The sequence below is a fragment of the Psychrobacter sp. 72-O-c genome (assembly GCF_904846605.1).
GTDB lineage: Bacteria > Pseudomonadota > Gammaproteobacteria > Pseudomonadales > Moraxellaceae > Psychrobacter.
Window position 1 is genome coordinate 27,383 of sequence record NZ_CAJHBI010000018.1, and the last position, 22,976, is coordinate 50,358.

Annotated in this window: 19 protein-coding genes; 8 read left to right on the forward strand and 11 right to left on the reverse strand. The window is 43.8% G+C overall.

Features of this window, described 5'->3' with window-relative positions; all coding sequences use genetic code 11:
• Positions 1-48: 48 nt before the first annotated feature.
• From bioD to coaD, 4 genes are all read right to left on the reverse strand, one after another.
• The gene (gene bioD / locus JMX97_RS08200; RefSeq protein WP_201556708.1) at positions 49-789 is read right to left on the reverse strand and encodes a dethiobiotin synthase; all 741 of its coding nucleotides are present in this window, start codon (positions 787-789) and stop codon (positions 49-51) included.
• Positions 790-840: 51 nt separating this feature from the next.
• Positions 841-2,169, reverse strand: coding sequence for an adenosylmethionine--8-amino-7-oxononanoate transaminase (gene bioA, locus JMX97_RS08205; protein ID WP_201556710.1), 1,329 nt, complete (start codon positions 2,167-2,169; stop codon positions 841-843).
• Positions 2,170-2,395: 226 nt separating this feature from the next.
• On the reverse strand, positions 2,396-2,644 hold the full coding sequence (locus tag JMX97_RS08210; RefSeq protein WP_201556718.1) for a YfhL family 4Fe-4S dicluster ferredoxin: 249 nt from the start codon (positions 2,642-2,644) through the stop codon (positions 2,396-2,398).
• Between the two features lie 190 nt (positions 2,645-2,834).
• Entirely contained in the window at positions 2,835-3,344 is a 510-nt protein-coding gene (gene coaD / locus JMX97_RS08215; protein WP_201556720.1) for a pantetheine-phosphate adenylyltransferase, read from the reverse strand.
• 370 nt (positions 3,345-3,714) lie between these two features.
• Here coaD and smpB point away from each other — a divergent pair, with 370 nt between their 5' ends.
• Positions 3,715-4,191: an SsrA-binding protein SmpB gene (gene smpB / locus JMX97_RS08220; RefSeq protein ID WP_201556728.1), complete on the forward strand. Its 477-nt coding sequence runs from the start codon at positions 3,715-3,717 to the stop codon at positions 4,189-4,191.
• Between the two features lie 127 nt (positions 4,192-4,318).
• Here smpB and rarD read toward each other — a convergent pair whose 3' ends face one another.
• Positions 4,319-5,329 carry an EamA family transporter RarD gene (rarD, locus tag JMX97_RS08225; RefSeq protein ID WP_201556736.1) on the reverse strand — a complete coding sequence of 337 codons (1,011 nt, stop codon included), beginning with the start codon at positions 5,327-5,329 and terminating at the stop codon, positions 4,319-4,321.
• A gap of 346 nt (positions 5,330-5,675) precedes the next feature.
• Between rarD and JMX97_RS08230 the strand changes: the two genes are divergently transcribed.
• Positions 5,676-6,143 carry an Lrp/AsnC family transcriptional regulator gene (locus JMX97_RS08230; protein WP_201556738.1) on the forward strand — a complete coding sequence of 156 codons (468 nt, stop codon included), beginning with the start codon at positions 5,676-5,678 and terminating at the stop codon, positions 6,141-6,143.
• A gap of 35 nt (positions 6,144-6,178) precedes the next feature.
• Here the strand turns inward: JMX97_RS08230 and JMX97_RS08235 are convergent, their stop codons facing one another.
• Entirely contained in the window at positions 6,179-6,565 is a 387-nt protein-coding gene (locus tag JMX97_RS08235; protein ID WP_201556740.1) for a hypothetical protein, read from the reverse strand.
• Positions 6,566-6,867: 302 nt separating this feature from the next.
• On the opposite strand from JMX97_RS08235, the gene JMX97_RS08240 reads away from it, so the two are divergent.
• The 4 genes from JMX97_RS08240 (at position 6,868) to JMX97_RS08255 (ending at position 11,505) form a co-directional block, all read left to right on the forward strand.
• Entirely contained in the window at positions 6,868-9,330 is a 2,463-nt protein-coding gene (locus tag JMX97_RS08240; protein WP_201556742.1) for a YgiQ family radical SAM protein, read from the forward strand.
• Between the two features lie 278 nt (positions 9,331-9,608).
• Positions 9,609-10,016, forward strand: coding sequence for a hypothetical protein (locus JMX97_RS08245; protein ID WP_201556744.1), 408 nt, complete (start codon positions 9,609-9,611; stop codon positions 10,014-10,016).
• A gap of 272 nt (positions 10,017-10,288) precedes the next feature.
• Entirely contained in the window at positions 10,289-10,870 is a 582-nt protein-coding gene (locus JMX97_RS08250; protein WP_201556753.1) for a hypothetical protein, read from the forward strand.
• An 83-nt stretch (positions 10,871-10,953) separates the two neighbouring features.
• Positions 10,954-11,505, forward strand: coding sequence for an REP-associated tyrosine transposase (locus JMX97_RS08255; RefSeq protein WP_201556755.1), 552 nt, complete (start codon positions 10,954-10,956; stop codon positions 11,503-11,505).
• A gap of 39 nt (positions 11,506-11,544) precedes the next feature.
• Here the strand turns inward: JMX97_RS08255 and JMX97_RS08260 are convergent, their stop codons facing one another.
• The 5 genes from JMX97_RS08260 to JMX97_RS08280 all read right to left on the reverse strand — a co-directional run bounded on the left by JMX97_RS08260 (position 11,545) and on the right by JMX97_RS08280 (position 20,861).
• Positions 11,545-12,471, reverse strand: coding sequence for a hypothetical protein (locus tag JMX97_RS08260; protein ID WP_201556756.1), 927 nt, complete (start codon positions 12,469-12,471; stop codon positions 11,545-11,547).
• A gap of 67 nt (positions 12,472-12,538) precedes the next feature.
• Positions 12,539-14,626, reverse strand: coding sequence for an NAD-dependent DNA ligase LigA (gene ligA / locus JMX97_RS08265; protein ID WP_201556758.1), 2,088 nt, complete (start codon positions 14,624-14,626; stop codon positions 12,539-12,541).
• Positions 14,627-14,776: 150 nt separating this feature from the next.
• The gene (locus JMX97_RS08270) at positions 14,777-15,796 is read right to left on the reverse strand and encodes a cell division protein ZipA C-terminal FtsZ-binding domain-containing protein (protein WP_201556760.1); all 1,020 of its coding nucleotides are present in this window, start codon (positions 15,794-15,796) and stop codon (positions 14,777-14,779) included.
• Between the two features lie 207 nt (positions 15,797-16,003).
• Complete coding sequence (locus tag JMX97_RS08275) at positions 16,004-19,948, reverse strand: AAA family ATPase (RefSeq protein WP_201556762.1); 3,945 nt, start codon at positions 19,946-19,948, stop codon at positions 16,004-16,006.
• Positions 19,949-20,057: 109 nt separating this feature from the next.
• Positions 20,058-20,861, reverse strand: coding sequence for a sulfite exporter TauE/SafE family protein (locus JMX97_RS08280; protein WP_201556805.1), 804 nt, complete (start codon positions 20,859-20,861; stop codon positions 20,058-20,060).
• 214 nt (positions 20,862-21,075) lie between these two features.
• Between JMX97_RS08280 and JMX97_RS08285 the strand changes: the two genes are divergently transcribed.
• Positions 21,076-22,062 carry a biotin--[acetyl-CoA-carboxylase] ligase gene (locus tag JMX97_RS08285; protein ID WP_201556764.1) on the forward strand — a complete coding sequence of 329 codons (987 nt, stop codon included), beginning with the start codon at positions 21,076-21,078 and terminating at the stop codon, positions 22,060-22,062.
• A 36-nt stretch (positions 22,063-22,098) separates the two neighbouring features.
• Positions 22,099-22,827, forward strand: a complete 729-nt coding sequence (locus JMX97_RS08290) for a pantothenate kinase (protein ID WP_201556766.1) — start codon at positions 22,099-22,101, stop codon at positions 22,825-22,827.
• Positions 22,828-22,976 lie beyond the last annotated feature (149 nt).

A 22,976-nucleotide genomic window follows, 5' to 3' on the forward strand; every position in this document is an offset into this window, starting at 1 on the left:
CCGCTTAAAATACAGCTATTAAATATGTAAATTAAATATATAAATTACTCAAACAAAGTTACTGGGCAAAGTTAAACAATCATCTGCTGATAGCACTTTAGTATTAGCTGGCGTGTTAATCGTTAAATGCGGCAGCTGTAACCAATGCGCACTGGGATAATGCTGTTGAAGGTAGTTTTGCAAAAAATCAATGGTACTGTCAGCTATCTCAGCATCGGTATTAGCACTGGCATCATGAATATGATTATAAATAACGCTATGGACTTGTAGGCCACGCGATTGTATGGCTTCCAAACTGAGTAAAGTATGATTGATACTGCCAAGCCGCCCCGAGGTAACCAGAATGACAGGATAGCCTTGAGTAGCAATATAATCTAAGGTTAATAATTGCTCCGTTATCGGCACTAATAACCCACCTGCCCCTTCTAATAACACTACTTTATACTCGGCTTGCAAACGTTGAGTAGCCTCGGTTATGACTTCAAAATCGAGTGTTTGTCCTGAAAGCTTAGCCGATAAATGCGGTGACGCAGGCTTTTGATAACGATAAGGACAACTGGTAAAATCAAGATCACAAGGCTGTAGCGAGATATCCATCAGTTGACGATGAGTAATAATATCGTCAGCAATACTCATTTCACCGTTAAGCGGATCTACCGACACACCCGTTTGTACTAACTTTTGGGTCATGACATTGATACCTTGCTGCATCAACGCTTTAGCAATCATTCCAGTGGCATAAGTTTTGCCAATATCAGTATCGATACCGGAGATAAATAGAACGCTCATAACTTACCTTATGACAGAAGACTTGCTAGCTGATAAAATAAAAAAATATCGTTAGGCTTCACTGTGTAAAGCTGTTTTCGAAGTTTGCGCTAAATAAATATTCACCACTTTTAATAGTGTCTGACATAAAGTCGTAAGTTCATCATCGGTAATAACATAAGGCGGCATGATATAGACCAATTTACCAAATGGCCTGACCCAAATTTCATTTTCAATAAGTAAGGATTGAAAGGTAGGCATATCAACCGCGTCATATAGCTCAATAACGGCTACTGCACCCAGACAACGTACCTCGAAGACGCTCTCTAAAGCCGCTGTAGCTGAGAGCTCCTGTTCCATAACAGCTTGCATATTTGCGGTGCGCGACTCAATATCATAAGACACTATCAAATCAATTGATGCACAAGCTACTGCGCAAGCTAGCGGATTACCCATAAAAGTAGGGCCGTGCATCAGCGCTGGATAATCACTCTGGCTAATAGTCTCAGCAATTTTGCGCGTACATAAAGTCGCCGCAAAGGTCATATAGCCACCAGTAAGCGCTTTGCCAATAGTCATAATATCAGGGCTGATATTGGCATGCTCGCAAGCAAATAGCTTGCCACTACGGCCAAATCCAGTCGCGATTTCATCGGCAATCAATACTACATCATGCTCATCACACAGCTGACGCAACAGTTGCAAATACTCAGGACTATAGAAGCGCATACCGCCAGCGCCTTGGATAATCGGCTCAATAATAAAGCCTGCCAGCTTGTCGCTATTGTTATCAAAAAAAGCGGTTAACTCATCGCGCTCATCTTCCATCAACGCACGCTCAAACCCCAACGGTGGCGCAGGTACAAAATGCTGCATGGGCAATTGATTGCCATACAAACTGTGCATGCCCGCTACCGGATCACAGACACTCATCGCATGCCAAGTATCACCATAATATCCTGAATGAGTAGAAGCAAATTGCTTCTTGTTTGGGCGTTTGGCGGCAACTTGATACTGCAGCGCCATCTTAAGCGCGACTTCCACCGCGATACTGCCACTATCGGAATAGAAAATAGCATCGAGTCCAGCAGGGACAATATCTAGTAATTTTTTGCCTAAATCTATCGCTGGCTGATGGGTCAAGCCACCGAACATCACGTGTGCCATTTTGCCCAGCTGGTCAATGATAGCGGCATTTAGTTTGGGATGATTATAGCCATGAACGCTCGCCCACCATGAAGACATGCCATCGATAAGGCGTGTGCCATCTTGGGTGACAATATAAATGCCATCGGCATGGTCGATAACGATATTAGGATAAGTGGGCGGCAGGCTGGCATAAGGATGCCAGAGATGTTGTTGGTCAAAGTCACTCGTAGACTGGTCCATACTGATAGTCATAGTCTTGTCCGTAAAATATTAGCTCTTTATACCAATTTCAAAAAACAGTCTAGCTAAGCCAATATTCTCAGACTCACTCAGCCTACGAATACAGCATTTGCACTCGTCTTCCTAGTTGGCTTTTATTTTTAAAGAGAGTATTAGAATGAAGGCTTCTTAAATGGTGGTTAGATGTGTGTAGTCGTTTTTAATAGTTATGTTTCATAATGACTTATTGCCCAGTAGCTTATTTACCAGTAATACGTTTGTATTTTGACATCAAATCGCTTTTCGTTTCGACATAATTAGGGTCATGAGGAATACAGTCAACCGGACAAATTACCACGCATTGCGGTTCGTCAAAGTGCCCAACACATTCAGTGCACAAGTCAGGGTCGATAACATAAATATCATCGCCTTCGGAGATAGCATCATTTGGGCAAGCAGGCTCGCACACATCACAGTTGATGCATTCATCCGTGATTAATAGCGCCATTAACGGCTCCTTATTTGTTGGAATTGGCTATTGTATATTTAACTTCTAAGTATTTGATACAAAACCGAATTAGACACGTCTTAGTTACGTGAGGCTGGTAAAAACTTTCTTGCCTGCTGTGCGGCTACGCCACTTTTCGATGCTGCAAAACTTTCCCCAGCCACCCTGTAGTCATTTTAAGGTAAATAGACTATACATCTAGTTTTTGCGTAAAGGCTTCGGCAACACAATCTGGCACGAATTTACTGACATCACCACCAAGTTTAGCGATTTCGCGAATCATAGTCGATGAGATAAACGAGTAATTCTGAGAGGGGGTTAAAAACACCGCTTCAAAGTTTTCATCAAGCTCACGGTTCATGTTAGCCAGCTGAAACTCGTATTCAAAGTCTGACATGGCCCGCAGACCACGCAGTACGGCGGTGGCGTTTTTTTCGCGCATAAAATCAACTAATAGACCTTCAAAGCCTATTACGGATACTTGCGGTAAATCAGAAAATACGGTCTCGACTAATGCTACGCGCTCTTCAAAATTAAATAAAGGCTTTTTATGATGGCCCGAAGCAACGGCAATAACCACTTCGTCAAACAGTTTTACCGCCCGTGTGACTAAGTCCACATGACCATTAGTAATGGGGTCAAAGGTACCCGGATATAAAATTTTAGTATGTAATTTTGAGGAAGTCGCAGGAAGGCTCATAGCGGTGCTAATTTGGTCGTTAATATTACCGACTATGCTAGCAAATTTTGCCTAAATTTAACACTTATCTACCATTTATCTGTTGGTAACAAACACTAGTCAGTGCTCTTTATTCTTTAATTACCGTCATTGCTAATATAACTTAGCAAAAAGCACTGGTTTTTATGGCTCATAAACTCTCAACGTTGCTCGTTCATTATGCAACTCAGCCGCTACATTTGTCATAACAGCCTACTTACATTTTCGTTGGATGCTTTGCTACAATAGGCGGTTCGACTCATCTGTATTTGTAGTCAAAACCAGATAGTTAGGTTTGACGATAGGATGAGGAATTGGTCAGACGAAGACGCCATGTCTAGAAGAGGAAGCCATGTCAAAAAAATCAAAAAAGCCTGACAATCAAATTTGTGCCAATAAAAAGGCTCGCCACGAGTACTTCATTGAAGAGACGTTTGAAGCAGGTTTGTCACTCCAAGGTTGGGAAGTTAAAGCCATCCGTGCCGGTAAAATGAAGATTACGGAAGCTTACGTTACCTTCCGTAATGGGGAAGCGTTCTTATTTGGGTCGCATGTGCAAGCCCTACTTTCAAGCTCGACCCATGTAGACCCTGATAGTATTCGGACTCGCAAGCTGCTGCTCAATCGCCGCGAAATCGAAAAACTATTTGGAGCAGTCAACCAAAAAGGCTATTCCTGCGTACCTTTGTCTTGTTATTGGAAGCGCTCAATGGTCAAATGCCAGATTGCGCTGGCGGTAGGTAAAAAACAGCACGACAAACGCAAAACCTTAAAAGACCGTGATTGGGAACGTGATAAACAGCGCGGCTTTAAACAACATTTAGACTAGCCGCTTTTATACTAGAGATGTTAGTTTAACAACGCACTTGTTTCTTTATGACAAAACGGACAATTCAACCTAGTGGCTGAATTGTCCGTTTTTTATTTCACTATACTTTTTATTTCACGTTTTTTTATTAAGCTGCCTGCTCATTTAACACAACTCGCGTATTACGACGAGCACGACGTAACTGACGGATACCATGAGCAATTAAGAAGGCAATACCTAGCCAAATCAAACCATAGCTGTATATCATAGCTGACTCAAACGGATTACCAAGAACCGTTACCGCTAAAATAAACAATAACGCCGGCTCTAAATAACTCATCATCCCGTATACATTCACAGGCAACATTTGACTGGCATCAATATTAGTTTTAATGGCCAGTACGCTAAGTATACCCAAACCTGCCAGCATCACCATAAAGAATCCAGAACCTGCTACCAGAGTTAAGCTGCTTGGCGCAAAGAAGACTAAATAACCAAGCGCAAAGGGGGCAAAAATAGTCAAATCCACCAGCATGCCGGTAATCGCATCAATACCTTGCAGTCTGCGTACAATATAATATATCGGATAGGTACCGCAGACCCATAGAGTCGCCCACGACACGCTTTGCGTCCGTATAATTTCACTGCCCACGCCGACCGCTGCAAATGCGACTGCTAACCACTGGAGGCGGCTGAGCTTTTCACCAAACAATACGCAACCGAACACCACCATCATCAAGGGGAATAAGAAATATCCCATCGCCGTCTGTACGCCTTGACCATTGACGGGTGCCCACATAAATAGCCACAACTGACTTAAAAATATTGGCGTTGGCAATAGTAACCATGCCCATTGTTTGACTGACTTCAAGGCGCGTAGCTTATCAATATGCAAATTGAGCCGACCACTGACAAGCAAATATCCGATCAATACCGCCCACATCGCCAACATGCGCCAAATAAATACTTGCGTACCTGATAAAGGTGCCAAAAAACTGCTGTACGCATAGAGTATGCCAAACAACACATTGGATACTATGGCAAACGATACCCCTAACATCAAGGTGCGCTGTTGCGCACTACCAGTAGTCCAGATGGCAGGTAATAGCCATCGTGACAAAGTGGACGCTACCATATTAGATAGGATTGACGTAGACATATAGAGCACCATAAATTGAGATACAAATAAAAAGAGACTGTTACCAGCTTTGATTTTATATTTGTTGGCTGATAAGATTCATTTTACAAGGATATGATGAAAAAATATCTCAACATTATCTTAATTATGATTTTATTTATCTAAAAATAGCGTGGTAATAGCTTTATTTATTAGATTTCAAATTATTATGATAATAAAGCTATATTCTCTCAGTACTGTGCAATTTTTTATCAAGAATATAGTCGAGCCAATTTAGAAAAGACACAGTGCTACAACCTGTCTCTCTTTTATGTTGAATTGAAAACACCACCCCTACCAAATATTTTATCTAAGAGGACATACGCTTATGAGTCAGCTTTTAGACAATACTGATAAAGCCATTTTGAACTTACTACAAGACGATGCGACACTACCACTAAAAACGGTGGCGGAACACGTTCATGTGTCTATCGCCACTGCGCAGCGCCGAATTCAAGCACTGATAGATAATGGCGTGATTACCAAGCAAGTGGCTATTGTCAATCCTGATAAGGTTGGCTACGGTCTAACAGTGGTGGTAATGATAGAGATGGAGCGCTCCAATAACTCGATGCAGCATCGATTTGAGCGCTTAATGGACGCGCAGTCGCGAGTGATGAGCTGCTATGAAGTATCGGGCGATTTTGCTTTTATGTTGATGGTCAACGCTAGAAATATGAGCGACTATCATCAGTTCACGCGCAGCTTGCTAACTTATGAAAATAATGTGCGCAATTTCAAAAGTCAGTTTGTGATGAATTTTACCAAGAGTGGTACAAAGATTTTGTTGGATTGATAGCTATAGGTAGTGGTTAAGACTGAATAGCTTTTCTATTCTTTGTCAGCTACAAGGTGAAGAAAATAAGGAAGAGCAAAAAATAAAGTCATAAATACATATACGAATAAAACAGACAAAAATGTCCCAATATGTATACCTGTCCTGCCCATATTGGTCAAATATTCAAAGCTTATTAGAGCGATGCCCGCTATAGGAACTAACAGAGCAACTATTAGATGTTTAGTAGTAAAAGATTTACTGCGGTAATAGCCTTTGTTGTGAAAATAGATAGTCGCTATAAGGTGAATCAGCAGGACTGGCACTATAATATAAAAAATATAAGATACAGTCATCAACCCATTTGATACGTTCATGTCTATAGCATTCGCTGATAGTGGAATCAGCAAACACAGTACAAGCGCTATTATTTTTCTTGGCATTCCTACTCCTAGGTAGTGTTGTTCTTAGAAGATGCTGTTCTTAATATATAACCGCTCTCACAGAGATTAAAGCATAATATGGTTAAACCCTGAACTAAAACAGTTTGGCTATACCCAATTAGCCGTTGAAAACACTATTTCTCATAGAATACTGTATCTAGCCTCCCTAATACCGTGAGATTAACTCACGCTATCAATAACTTATCACTACCTGAAGTATATTCATGTTAAGATGAGCGGTTTTAATCATATATATCCTTAGCTCTTATTAATAGCCATATTCTTAGCCTACAGGTCCGCCCATGTCTGCCGATACCATCGCCCGCACCGCTTTTAAACAAGGCACTAAGCCACTTTACGATTACGACAAACACTGGGCAAGTTGCTATGAGCCTGCGCCTTATCTACCAATGACCCGCAAGGAAATGGACGCGCTAGGCTGGGATGCTTGTGATGTCATTATCATCTCAGGCGATGCTTATGTTGACCATCCCAGCTTTGGTATGGCTATTATCGGACGTTTGTTAGAGGCACAAGGCTTTCGTGTGGGTATCATTGCCCAGCCCGATTGGAAGAGTAAAGACGCCTTTATGGAGCTCGGCAAGCCCGTTTATGCCTATGGCGTGACCGCTGGCAACATGGACAGTATGATTAACCGCTACACCGCTGACCGTAAGATTCGTAGCGATGATGCTTATTCTCCGGGTAATGTGGCAGACAAGCGTCCTGACCGCGCCGCTATCGTTTATAGCCAACGCTGCCGTGAAGCTTATCCAGATGTCCCTATTATTTTAGGTGGTATTGAAGGCAGTCTGCGCCGTATTGCTCATTATGACTATTGGTCAGATAAGGTACGCCGCAGTGTTTTACTCGACGCCCGTGCTGACGTATTACTGTACGGTAATGCCGAACGCGCCATCGTCGATGTCGTGCACGGTTTATCAAAAGGCTATACCCTAGAGCAAATGAGCAAACTGCGTGGTACGTGCTATTTATTAACCCCGACCCGTCGCCATTGGCAAGCGGATATGATCGAAGTGGCGAGTAATGATGTCGATACGGTTGGCCGCGTTGATCCGATTATCAATCCATATGTGATGACCGAAGACATTGATAGCTGTAAAGTCGAACAAGACAAACCTTCTGACTCCCCCGTCGGGCAATCCCTATCATCGATGTCAGCGCAGTATCAAGGTTTTGTCGCAGAGCCGGTAACTAATAAAGTTATTAATGCCGATCAAGTCGATGAAGATACCCAAGTGGTGCAGATGCGTGGCTTTGATAAACTTAAAACAGACGATAGCAAAACAGACAAGCCTAAAACGGCTCTTAAACATAAGCTGAAATTACCAGCCCGTGAAAAGACTGTTATTCGCTTGCCGGATTATGAACACGTCAAATCTGATCCTGTACTGTATGCTCATGCCAGCCGAATCTTGCACCTTGAGACCAACCCTGGTAATGCTCGCGCCTTAGTTCAACGTCATAGTAGCGGCGCCGGTAACTCATTTACCTCGATTGATGTGTGGCTCAATCCGCCACCGATTCCACTATCGACAGAAGAGATGGATTACGTATTTGACTTGCCTTATGCACGCCTACCGCATCCGAGCTATGGCGACGCGCGCATTCCTGCTTATGACATGATTAAATTTTCGGTGAATATCATGCGTGGCTGCTTTGGCGGCTGTACTTTTTGCTCAATTACCGAGCACGAAGGACGTATTATTCAAAACCGCTCAGAAGAGTCCATTCTACGCGAAGTTGAAGCCATTCGTGATACTGCGCCCAACTTCACCGGCGTGATATCTGACCTTGGTGGCCCAACCGCTAATATGTATCGTCTAAGCTGTAAAGATGAGAAGATTGAAAAGAACTGCCGCAAACCGTCTTGTGTCTATCCTGACGTCTGTGAGAATTTAATTACCGATCATAGTAATTTGACTAAACTATATCGTAAAGCACGTGATATCAAAGGCGTCAAAAAAATCCTTATTGCCTCTGGTCTACGTTATGATTTGGCCGTTAAAGATCCTGAATATGTCAAAGAGCTGGTCAGTCATCATGTTGGCGGCTATCTAAAAATTGCTCCTGAGCATTCAGAAGAAGGCGTCTTGTCGAAAATGATGAAGCCGGGCATGGGCAGTTACGATCAATTTAAAGCCATGTTTGAGCAGTTCAGCCAAGAAGCGAGTAAAGAGCAGTACCTCATTCCTTACTTTATCGCCGCCCATCCGGGTACCAAAGACGAAGACATGATGAACCTTGCGCTTTGGATCAAAAGCCATGGCTACCGCGCGGATCAAGTACAAGCGTTTTATCCCAGTCCCATGGCCACTGCCACAACCATGTATCACACCCATAAAGATCCGCTACATAAAGTTAGCCGTGCTGAGGGTGACATGGATATCGTCAAATCCGGTAAACAGCGCAAATTACACAAAGCATTCTTACGCTATCACGACCCAAAAAACTGGGTACTACTACGTGAGGCGCTTAAAAGTATGGGCCGTGGCGATCTTATTGGCAAAGGTCGTGGCTGCCTAATACCACCTTTTAACGCCAGTTTAGAAGGGCGTGATGCGGCGCAGGACAGCTATCATTCGGCGCGTAAAAAGAACAGTCGTCTTGGTAATGACTCTGTAAAACGTAATAATCCTGTCGCTGCTGCTGCGAAAAGTCCAGTGGGCAAAAACTCTAAAAGAGTCAGCAAAGGCAATTTCCAGACCCAGCACACTGGACTGCCACCGCGTAAAACTAAGTAAACGGATCAATTAACCTGACTGAGCCAATATAAATGAAATAAGTCAAATCAGTTTAGACAAAAGCGTACATCAGCCCTTAAGCTGTTGTACGCTTTTTATTGGTCTTTTATTAGCTTAGCTGAATAATTACATTAGTCTACGAATTGAGCAATGAAGCTAACATCTAAGGAACAATTTCTAACATTGTCCAGATTGGCTTTTCGTTACCATGAACGCCATACGCTTAACGCGTTATTAAGACGAAATACACAATAATTTTTATATTTCTGGAGAAGACTATGAATACCATGATGAAACTAGCTACTGCCTTACCAGCCCTTGCTCTACTTAGCGCTTGTGCTACTACCGCTCCTACTGTACCTAGTACTAGCACTCCTTCAGAAAGCGTAACCAAAGCTGCTTATGATCGTATGGCGCCAGCGCCTTACACTTGTACTGACGACGCTAAAATCATGGCAAAACAGTCTATCAACAAAGAAGAAGTCATGTTAAACGCCACTCTACCTAAAATTAAATGGTCAGAACAGCCAATCATTTTAAATGGTGGCGTGCAAGGCGATACCGCAAGCTATGTAAACGACTCTAACCCAGAAATTGTCTATGCATGGCACATGAAAGGCGATAAAGGTATTCTAGCCATGAAATGGGCAGACGGTAAAGAATACCAAGTTAATTGCCAAATATAAGCTATTATTTTGATTGAGAAAATAACGACTTATTCTAATGATTAGATGCATTATTAAGCTTCACAAATAGTCAGTTGTTATAGATATAAAAAACAGTCATCAAACGATGGCTGTTTTTTTATGCCTGTTTTTTATACCAAATAATTTAGTTTGATGGGTTTAACATTATGAATTTAGCGTCATAATTTTAGCATTACAGGTTTTAGTAGAGAAAGTCGAAGAAAACTGGCAGAATAATAGCAGTTATAAATAATACTAAGGGAGACAGGTCAATGGCGAAGCGCCTAATAAGTATAATGACAATAAGTGCGGCGAGTATGTTGGCACTAATCGGCTGTGATGATGGCGTGGACAACGATACTACTTCTAACAAGACGGCTGCACTAAATGGGCAAACAACAACGACACCTGAAAGTTCTGAGACTAGCACTGTTAATTCAGCAAATACTAGAGCACCAAGTGTTGTCGATTGGTCAGCCATAGCAACTAGTGAGAAGCCTGCCAACCGTACCGACTATGATTATCCGTTTGCACTCGATAGCCAAAATGTACGCGACTATGCAGACTACTTTAAGGTGGATAACGCTACTGCCCAGCACAACTTGACCGTCAGCATGGCAAGTAATGAAGCACTACCCAAAGTATTAGATCAACTTAACAATAGCTATACTTCCCATGAGCTGACCGATGGCGAAAAGATCGAGCTGATCATTCATACCACGTCAGATATCAAAGCCAGCAGCTATGATTATGTGTTTGAAGAAGACTTCGCGAAAGGGCTGGTATTGCCTATCGTGATTAAACCGGATGGTAAGAAGAGTGATGTAGAGCCGCATGGTGGTTCGGAAGAATAGAGAGTTGATATATAAACTTGTAGGGTGCGCCCCGCGCACCTATGACATGTAAAAAAAACAAACTTCCATACAGAAAATAAAAAATGTCACAGTACATCCGTTCATACACGCCAGGCGCTACCTATTTTTTTACCTTGGTTTCATACAATCGAAGAAAAATACTGTGTGAAGATGACTTCTTGCAAGCCTTTAAAAATAGTATAAAACAAGTTCAACAACACTATCCTTTTGAAATTATTGCATGGGTACAACTGCCTGATCATTTACATTGTATTTGGAAAATGCCTACTAACGATGCTGATTATAGTATGCGCTGGTCACAGATAAAACGCTTAACTACTCAGGCTTGCCCACAATACCATTTGCCAATAGAGGAGTTAAGCTATTCAAAGGTAAAAAGGAAAGAGAAAGGTGTCTGGCAACGCCGATTTTTTGAGCACCAAATAAGAGATGAAGCGGACTTGATAAAGCATATGGATTATCTACATTACAATCCTGTTAAGCACGGATTGGTTGAAAAGGGTTTAGATTGGCAGTATTCGAGCTTTCATCGTTATGTGAGGCAAGGTTCTTATGCGGAGGACTGGGGTGACTTGGTTAATTTTTCAGAAAGTTTTTCTGATGGGTTAGAGTAGTTTATTTTTCTAGGTGCGCTGGGCGCACCCTACGCTCAATCACTTGCGTGCGTCCATATTGAAGTCAGCATAACCATCGCCAAGCATACGTTTGGGCGCAATATATTCAAGTAGAAAATTTTCGGGGTTGTCAGTACCGCAGTTGGTATTGTGAACCATAATTTGATTAAAACCACCGACACAGTAGGTGTGATAGTCCTCAACTTCGAGATTATATACCGTCGTGGTATAAGGAATATAAGACTCTGTACCATCATCATGGGTGGTGATATTGTAGTTATTACAGGAAATATCCGTTTTTTGAAACTGACCAAAAGTTTTACGAATATTGTCCATATCAAATAGCGTGCCTTTACTTAGGCTTTCCTCCATATCTTCAATATCTTCCACAGCATGAGCATAATAAGGTGTGGCATGCATCCATGCCATATTATCGGCCTGATCAATACCATACTGGTATAAGGGTTTAGCGGCTATCACTGCATAATGATTGCCATTTTCTGGATTCACTAGTACATCCCCAAACGTTAGCTGATCTGCACGTCTCCATTCAGGTGTATCAAGTAACGCTAAATCCTCTGGCGGTCCAATAAGTGAACGATCTCGATCAGTATGATATCCTTTACCCACGACCATAAAGGGGTGGTTTGGCGTGACACCAACATGGTTTGGTAACATCGCATAATGAATATCCTCTATATCATCTATATCTGTTAGAGCGGGTCTAGTGATATCGATATATCCAACGTACCATATCTCTTTGTTTTCAAACTTAAAGGTCTTAGTCACTCGTTTAAAGACAGGCTCTCCGATACCATTTTCAGGTGCTGATAGTACTTTGTCACCCACTTCGATATCTTGTATCGGTTTGTAGCTAAACCTATTTGGCCCCTCTACTCTGACTGATGTTCCTTTAACAAAACAACCAATTTCGCGCTGGCTGGCATCTTGTATTATCGTTCTCATAAAACATTATCCAATGTTTGCAAGTGGTAGCGCCCAGCGCATCTATAAATCTCAGTTGAAGCTAAATCTACTCTCCAACCATCGCCAAAAACTCCTCTTCAGCTACGATTTTTACACCAAGTTTTTCCGCTTTGGTCAATTTAGAGCCAGCCTTTTCCCCTGCCAGTAGCGCTGTAGTTTTAGCAGAGATACTGCCCGATACTTTTGCACCTAGCGCTTGTAGCTTAGCTTTCGCTTCATCACGTGCCATACTCGCCAGCGCGCCAGTAATAACCCATGTCTGCCCATCAAGTGGTAAGTCGCTAGGAGCTTTTTGCTCGACCTTATCCCAATATACCCCAGCCTCACGTAGCGCAGTGATGACTTCAATATTGTGCGGTGCACGGAAGAATTTATAGGCAAGCTCAGCGGTAATAGCGCCGACATCAGGGGTTAATAACAATGCTTCAATGTCAGCAGCCATTAAGATATCAAGATCGCCGAATTGCTGAGCAAGATTTTGCGCGGTAGTCTCACCCACTCCGCGAATGCCAAGCGCGTAGATAAAGCGTGATAGCGTTGTATGTTTGCTGGCTTCGATAGCGGCAATAATATTTTGTACTGATTTTTCGCCTAGCTTTTCAAGAGTAATTAGCTCGTCTTGGTGATTGTGCAATTGATAGATATCAGCAACGGTCTTAACCAAACCATGATTAAAAAAGCCAATCAGCCAGCGTTCGCCTAGCCCATCGATATCCATCGCGCGACGAGAAACAAAATGAATGAGTGCTTCTTGCTGCTGGGCCGGACAGAATAAACCGCCAGTACAGCGAGCTAGCGCTTCGTCTTCGGGTAGCACTACCGGAGAGTCGCATACTGGACAGGTAGACGGTAAGATGACTGGTTCGCTATCGGCGGGCCGTTGGTCATGCCAAACTCGTGTGACTTTGGGAATGACATCACCAGCGCGGTGAACACTGACCATATCGCCTGCGCGCACGTCTAAGCGTTGAATCTCACCAAAATTATGCAAAGTGACATTGCTGACCGTAACGCCGCCGACTTTCACCGGCTCTAGTTTACCGACTGGGGTGATTTGTCCGGTACGCCCGACTTGCCACTCAATGGATTGTAAGCGGGTCATAACCGTTTCGGCAGGGAATTTATAAGCCGTTGCCCAACGTGGCTCACGTGATAAAAAGCCCAATTGCTGCTGGAGCGCCAAACTATTAACCTTAATCACCGTACCATCAATCTCAAACGGCAGCTCAGCGCGTGCCTCAATCACTGACTCATAGTAGGCTTGCGCCTCGCGTGGGTTCTGTACTACTTCTACTGCACTAACGGTAAAACCAATATCTTTTAGCCATGCCAATGCGCCTGATTGAGTGTCGATGGTATCCGGTAGACCTTGATTAATCGAATAGCCATAGAAGGCTAGCGGACGACTTGCCGCGACCGCCGGATCAAGCTGACGTAAACTACCAGCAGCAGCATTGCGTGGATTGGCGAAGGTTTTATCTTCATTTTCCTGTGCCAGTCGATTCAGACGCTCAAATCCCGCCTTAGGCATTAGCACTTCACCGCGCACTTCTAGCAACTCAATATCAGCCGCCGCAGCTAACCATAACGGTAGATTCCGAATGGTTTTAGCATTTTGCGTTATGTCCTCACCTGTTTGCCCATCGCCGCGCGTGACCGCTTGCACAAACTTGCCATGCACATATTTTAGCGACACTGCTAGCCCATCAAGCTTTAGCTCCATTTCATATTCAGGGTTCTGCTGAGCAACACTTAAACGGTCGTTGACCCGCCGCATAAAATCGCGCAAATCATCGTATTCGAACACATTACCCAGGGATAGCATCTGTATATCGTGGGTGACTTGGGTAAAGGCAGATAACGGGGTATCACCGACTTGATTGATAGGACTGTCAGGCTGCATCAAATCCGGATACGCTTCTTCTAGCTCCATTAAGGAGCGGCGCAACTGATCATATTCACTGTCTTCTAAGATCGGGTTGTCCAGCACGTAATAGGCGTTGTTATGAGTCTTGAGCGCATCAATAAATACGCGCATTTGCACGATGATAGCGTCATTGTTTGCTATGTCATTTATTATGGTTTTTTCTGAGGTGTCTTTCTGAGAAGTGGTCGGTAAGAGTGAGTCGGTCATAGTCGGCGTCTTTACTGTTCAAGATGCCGATATCATAACAAGTTTATAGGATATTGTGATAATTGATAAAGGCAAATAACGTGAAATGAATCACATTATTTGCCTCGTTTAAGCTATTTAGCTTTTGAAGAATATAAATTGTTAAATATTTTAATCTTCGTAATCACGGACTTGATTGCGTAGCTGCTGCTTGTATTCAGAAGTGATAGGCTCGTTATTCTCATCGAGCATTATCGCATCTAAGTCGCTGGCCATCATATAGGCGATGCTCATCATACTATCAAAGCTACGCAACGCTTGCGGATGCGGCAAGGATAAAAACACCACGACGCCGCTATAATTATTAGTCGCTACGCTATGGGGATCAAAGGGCGCAATGCCATTATCAGTGATGCCCATCATGCTAAACCATAACATCCCAGTGCCGTCTTTTTGCTCATAGCGATGAAACATATTCATCGCCCCAAAGCGTAAACCGTATTTATCAATTAAGGCTAATAGATCACGACCACGAATGACCGTCGGTAGACGGTCGCGATACTGATGCGGCAAGATGGTGATATTAATATTGTCTTTGGCATTAATCAGTGGGCCGTTTTGTGCTTGGTCAACCGGCTCTAACAGATGCTGGTCAAGTATTGGACTGTTATCCGTAAATCTCGGTTCTTCTGCAGTATCTATCGATGGCATGAGGTTGTCAGTGGCAGACATTAGGCTAGAAAAAGCATCAGGCTCTTGCTCACCATTCGTCTGCATCTGGTCAGCGACATACGCAAACTCAGCTTTATCTGCGTTTTGCTCCTCAGCCTGCCAGCGCGCATAAGCTGCCTCAGAGGCGGCATCTGTATCATGTTCGGCTTCACCGCGACCTGCGGTCAGTTGCGCATCGACCTTGGTGTGGGTCTGGGTCAAAGGCTCGTCTTCAACTACCGCATTTAAATAATCACGATCGGGGCCAATAGTAGTCTCGCCAGCGACGGTATCGTCAAAATCTGGCTGATCGACGATATTGCGCTCATGACGTGGGATAATGGGAATACCATTTTTATCATAATTGACCGCCGCTGCTTCGGCATTTTTGCGCCGCTTCAAGCTACGAATGACCATAAACAGCCCTGCAAGTACGATAAACGCAGCAATAGCAATCAATATAAACTGAATAGCGGTCATGAGAAATATATCCTAATAACTATGACAAAAATAAAAGATAGTATGAACGGCAATATTCTAGCATGGCTGACGGAAGTCGTCACCACATTGTGATGGTTTATAGTCCGTCCAACATTATTACTCAATATTAAGGCGTCTATAATGCTCAATATCAGCTATCGACTCTAAACAACAATACCAGCCAGCTTTAAATGCTAATTCTTAATACTAGCTTTCAATATAGTGCGCGGCCTCATCTAAGGAGACGCTGACTAAGGTTGAAATACCCGCGTTTGGCATAGTGATACCTTTGAGTTCATCGGCAATCTGCATAGAAAGCTTATTATGGCTGATAAATATAAACTGTAAGTCGCCTGCCAGCTCATGTATAAGACTGGTAAAGCGTGCGACATTAGCATCATCAAGCGGGGCATCCACTTCATCAAGGACACAAAATGGTGCTGGATGCTGTTTAAAGATAGCAAAAATTAAGCTGAGCGCCGTTAGTGTCTTCTCGCCCCCTGAGAGCACCGCTAGGCGGCTGTTACGCTTGCCTTTTGGTTGCGCCATTAAGGTTAAGCCTGCGCGCCACTGTTCTGACTTTGGCGTATTAATCGGCAACTCATCCAAATTCAAGCTTAAGCTGGCATGACCACCGCCGAATACCTTGGCAAATAAATCAGCAAGATCAGTATTGACCGCATCCAGCGTTTGCATAAACAGGGTCTTGGTAGTCTCATCAATAGAAGCGATCGCATCCGTTAAGGTGTCCATGCTAGCAGCAATATCTTCTGTCTGCTGTGCCAGCGGCGCTAAGCGCTCATTGACCTCAGCCAGTTCAGCCACGGCCGCTAAATTTACCGCACCAATTTTACTCAGCTGCTGCTCAAGTTGGTTTTGCTCAGTCTGTAGTTCAATAATTTTATCCGGACGCACGCGGCGCTCATGAGTGATAAAGTCAGTTAATAAGCTTGAAACACTGATAGTCTGTAGCGCTTGTCCATTATCATGCTTATTACTAAGCTGATAATATTCCGCCAAAGCATCGTGCGCATGGGTGCTGGCATCGTTTAACCGCGCTTCACTCAACGCCAGTTCGGTCGCGTTACTCGCCAGCTTACTTTGCTTGGTTTGCAATTCAGTTTGCAACGCATCCAGTGCTGACTGTTGCTCACTATACTCATGCTTGAGCGCGGTCAACACCGTTTCTCGCTCGGTCAATAATAGTTGCTGCTCATCACGTGCCGTTTGCGCCGTTTGTAATACGATTTGCAAGTCTGGCAGTTGCTGCTGATAATTCTCAAGTCGTGTTATCAAGGCCTGTTCATTTTGCTTCGACTTATCATGTTGTTCGGTCGCACGCGCGAGACTACTCGTACTATGCTCTAAACGCATCTCACTCTGCTGGATACTAAGCTGTAAGGCTTGCCATGCTTCATCATCTGCTTGACGAGCGCGGCTGAGTTCGTTGCGTGCGATTTGTAACTGCTGACGATTGGCCTGCGCTTCAGTTAATTTTGGTATCAGCGTTTCAATATCCTCTTGAATTTTCTGCTGCTCGCTATCCAAAGCTTTTTGCTCATATTCTAACTCTTGCTGTTCTTCAGCAAGTGCTGCTTTATCAGCATTTAAGCGCAACTCATCGGCTTGCAAGCGCTCATAGGCAGCTTGCTGGGTGGTCAATTGCTGCTGAATTTTATATTGATCGCGTGTCAGCTGTTCAGCTTGGGCACGAGTTTCTTCAAGGCTTATGGTTAACGCATCATAATCACGCTGGTTTTGACTGATACTCTGCTGCTGCGTTGTTATTTGCGCCTCACCCTCGTCAAGCAGTATGTCTAATTTTTCTAAACGTGTACGCTGACTAAGCCGCTGGGTTAGAAATTGACTATTGCTCTGGTTATCGGCCTGCTCATCTTGCGCCCCAGTAAATTTACTGAGATTTATCGTGCCCTTGCTACTAATTAACCAACCATCGGTGGTCAACAACATCGCTGATGGAGGTAATTTTTTGAGAATAACAGTAAGTTCTTCCGTTTGCTCAACGTTGGTCTTGTTATCATTTCGAGCAATATATAAATAACATTGCTGCCATAACGCCAAGGCTGGACGAGCAATCAGCTGCGATAAGGGGAAAACTTTATCTTTAAGCTCATTTGGTAAAGTGTTAATAAAAACATTTTTCTGGCTATTATCTTGGGAAGCAGCTTGATCAATAGGTAACCATAAACTATGGCTAGTTTCAGTCAGCAGACCTTCCTGCGAGTTTTGACTATTTTGATAAGCCAGCAACTCCGGCAAATAGCGCTCAAATTGTGCTGGCAGATTAGCCGCTTGTTGAGCATTAACCTTATATTGGCTTGGTAAGAACACATGACTATCAAGCCAAATTGCCAATAAACTATCGAGTATTTGTGCGTATTGCTGCCCTTGTACACTCAGCTCAATCTGCTCACGTAAGGTGGTAATAGGCAGCTGTTGATAGTTGCTTAATGCTTTATCTCCCGAATTACTTTCTGAGTTTTTTATCAAATTAGAGAGTTGGTGCTGAGGTTTTTTAATTGGCTTAGGATGTAATATCTGGTGCAAGGTATCATACTCGCCAGCCAGTAGCGCATGGCGTTTTTCATGCTCAGCTACATCGCGTTGCTGTTCAATCAAACGCTGCTGTAACGTACGCTGTTGCGGTTGTAGCTCCGATAGGCGTTCTTCTACACTATCCTGTTGCCTTGCGATTTGTTGTAGCTGACTATTAAGCTCAGCTATTTGCGTGCTTGAGGGGCTATTTAAAATTTGTAGATTTAATGCTTTAGGGTTTAAAGTTTGGGAGTCTGAATCTTGCAGGCTATCCACATCAGAGGCATCCGTAGACTGTTGCAGCTGCTCCCATAGCGTCTGCCAACTATGCTGACGGCGGGCCCATTTGGCTTGACTAAGCTGGTGGCGCTTTTGCGCTTGCGTGTTAATAGCTTGTTGCTGATCAAGCGTACGCTCGCTATCTTGAAGACGTGACAGCTGGTTTTGTGCCTCATGCCACGCTTGCTGTAACGGCTGTTCATTATATTTATGCGCGTCGCGTTTGGCAGTTATCTCAGCAAGTTGTGGGCGTAGTTTTTCTAGCGCAGCCTGTTGCTCTGCTTGTTCTATTTTCAGGTTATCAATCTCAGCTACCGTCTGCTCTCGCTGCTCATCCAAACTGGTTAATTGCTGCTTAATTTGAGTAAGCTGTGCTTGCCCATCATTTAGTTGATGCTCAGCTTGTTGGTAGCTTAGTTGCTGTTGATAGTGCGCGCTTTGAGTATCGTCTTTGAGCCACTGCTCTTGGTTAATTTGTGCGGTGAGCTTGTCTTGCTTGGCCTTGAGGCTTTCATAATCAGCTTGTAGCGTAATTACTGCTGTAGCGCTGCGCTCATGCTCGACTTTATGCTGCTGCTGAGTGTGTTTGGCTTGATACAACTGCTGAATAGCCAGTTGCTGCTTAATATCAGCAAGGGTTTCGGTCAGCTCATTATAGCGCTGGGCACTAGTGGCTTGTTTGGAAAGAGTTTTGTGTTGGCGTTCCAGCTCGCTTTGCATATCATACAGGCGTGCTAGATTATCTTTGGTTTTCTCTAATTTCTTTTGCGTTTCCGCACGTCTTGCTTGATAGCGCGAGACCCCTGCCGCTTCTTCGATAAATTCACGTAGCTGCAATGGATTAGAATCAACAATGCGCCCAATCATGCCCTGCTCGATGACCGCATAACTGCGTGCGCCAAGGCCAGTTCCCAAAAACACATCGATCACATCACGGCGACGGCAACGCGTGCCATTGATAAAGTAATCTGAGCGCCCCTCCAAATTTACCTGACGGCGGACAGACAGCTCTTGATATAGATTGAACTCATGGCGAATGCCGGTTTGCTCGTCTTGAGTATGCTCAAAGGTTAGCTCGACGCTGGCGACACTTTTCGCCGCCTTATCTTGCGTGCCTGCAAAAATAACATCACTCATCGCCCCGCCACGCAACTGCTTGGCAGAGGTTTCGCCCAATACCCAACGAATAGCATCAATCACATTTGATTTACCGCAGCCATTGGGCCCAACAATAGCGGTAATGCCACGGGGAAAGGTAAAGGTAGTTGAGTTGGCGAAAGATTTAAAGCCTGCCAATTTTAGAGATTTTAAACGCATGAACAATCAGTGATATCAGCAAAAACAGGCGGCTATTCTACCTGAAATTGTGGGGTTTTTTTGGGGTTTATATTTTTTAAGCCGTTTACCATTATTAGTAGAAGTATTCCTACAACACCCCAATACCAGTGAGCAATAACTGTCCGCCAGCAAACAATAGCAACACTCCAAAGGCGCGTTTTAGCATCAAGGCTGGCAATTGATGTGCAAGCTTGGCACCGACTTTTGCCATGATAAAGCTGACTACTGAAATACATAAAAAGCCAGAAATATGTACAAAGCCTATCGTGCCCTCTGGTAGATTGACTTCACCTTGACCAAACCATGCAAAACCCAGTGCCCCTGCAATAGCAATCGGGAGTCCACACGCAGCAGATGTGCCCACCGATTGCTTCATTGGAAGTCCTGCCCAATTCAAATATGGGACGGTCAAACTACCGCCGCCAATACCAAAAATAGACGAGGCCAAACCAATACCGGTACCCGCGCCAAACTGCACGCCAGTAGGCGGTAACGGCTTACCCACTTGCTCTTTGGTAGAGAAGAACAGCATTTTTAAGGCGACCAATAAGGCACCTACACCAATAATGGCTTGCAATGCTTGACCATTAATCGCGTCAGCAACGCCCGCACCAATCAAGCTACCAATGACCAAACCAATAGCCATGCTGCGCCAGACTTCCCAGCGCACACCGCCACGCTTATTATGCGCAGTCATTGAACTGATTGAAGTCACAACGATAGTGGCCAGCGACGTACCAATCGCTAAATGAGTGACCACTTCAGGCGGGAAATTATAGGCCGTGAAAATCCACACTAACGCTGGCACGATAATCATTCCGCCGCCCACACCAAACAAGCCAGCGCTGACTCCTGCGAACGCACCTGCAATCACAAACCATACATATAACATCATCGAGTTTACCTTTTAATGTACTTATCTTTTATTATGCTTACTTTTTATTGTACCGAATTATCTGACTTAACTTTTATTGAGCTTATGTTTATATGATAATAAGGTGACGCTTTTACTGTTTCATTCGAGAAGCCGACTTTCTTTTGTTTTCCACAACCGCCTCAGTATATCAAAGATTACCCACGCTAAATTAACCACATCGACTAAAATTATGCCGCTATCTATCCTCCTAAAAGAACTTAACCATCGCCATGTTGTCAGTAGTGCCTCTACCAATAGCGAGCTGATTGAAGCTATACAGACTGGAACTCTCAGTGCAGATAAACCGCATCTATTAACCGCTGAGACCCAAACCGCAGGTCGTGGACAACGTGAGCGCTCGTGGCAGTCACCGCGCGGCAATGTTTATCTGTCACTATATCATCCGGTTCAAGCGCCGATCAGCGGTCTACTGTCCTTAGTCATCGGCGTTGAGCTAGCAAAAATACCCGTCGTACGAGCGCTCAATGAGCAACTGCGTGCGCAAGGATTGGTTCCTATTGGGGTGAAATGGGCCAATGATTTGGGGTTTTATGCTCCATCATCTCAAAGTAAAAATAATGCTGAAACAGAGGATAGCCATGCAAATATTAATTACTTCAATAAACTTGCTGGTATTTTGATCGAGCCCGTATGGCGTGCAGGTAAATTAGCTGGCGTAGTCATGGGCGTTGGCCTCAATGTACGAGCGACGCCAGCGTTGACCACGCAAACGAGTGAAGGAATGAGCTATCAAGCGATTAGCTTACAAGACATTTATGAGCTGCTAGACACTATCGAAGCTTCCCATGACAATGCTTCTCAAGCTACTCATCCCTCTCAACCAGAAAAAACCAGTATCACTTTGCCAAATTTACAAGAACTTTATCAGCAAATCAGTAACGCTTTAATGGCCGCGATGACTTGCTTTGAGCAACTGGCTACTGAAAAGCCAACCTCACAAACTCAATATACCGATGAATTTATGACTCAGTTTGTCACAATGGATGCGCTGGTAGGATTGCGACTGCGTGTCACCCAAAACCATAATGATAAACGCCATGTTACCACTGGTTATGCTTGCGGTATTGATACGCATGGCTGTTTGCAATTAAGGCAAGATAACGGTAAGCTTATCGCGCTTTTTACTGGTCGTATTGACGTTATTAATGATGCTTAAACGGCATATACAACGGGCACTTATATAAGGATATTTATGCTCTGGCTTGACTTAGGAAATACCCGTCTTAAATACTGGCTCACCGATGATATCGGGCAGATTGTCTCGCATGATGCCAAGCAGCATTTGCAAGCGCCTGCCGAATTACTTATGGGTTTAACGGATCGCTTTGAGCGCTATGCCCCTGATTTTATTGGTATCTCGTCAGTGTTGGGTGACGAATTAAATCTAAAGGTCTCAGAAACCTTAAGTCGGCTGGATATTCCCTTTGAGTTTGTCAATGTTGATGCCGCTCATCCCTTAATGGGTAGCGCTTATAACGCTGACCAATTAGGATGCGACCGCTGGCTACAAATGCTGGGTGCCGTGGATAAGAAAAAGCGTCAATGTGTGATTGGTTGCGGTACGGCTGTGACGATTGATTTGATCGATCATGCAGAACATTTAGGCGGTTATATTTTCCCTAATATCTATCTTCAGCGTGAGTCATTATTTTCAGGTACCAAGCAAATCACTATCTCTAACGGCACTTTTGATAGTATTACCCAAGGCATCACCACACAGGATGCGGTACACCGAGGTATCTTGTTATCAATCGTTGGCGCGGTGAATGAAATTACCCACCGTCATCCAAACTTTGAGCTAATCATGACTGGTGGCGATGCGGCTATGATTGCCCAACATGTTAATCGTCCGGTGCGACTGCGTGAAGACTTACTGTTGAATGGCTTGGCACGGTATTTTGATCATATTCATGCCAAATAAACATGTCAAATAAAATAAACATGCCAAATAGAATAGATAGCCAGTAAAAAAACAGCTAATAAGTAGGTAACAAAAAAGCAGTAAGTCCTAGACCTACTGCTTTTTTATTGGCTGAATTTTCATATCAGACTGCAATCATAGATTCATTA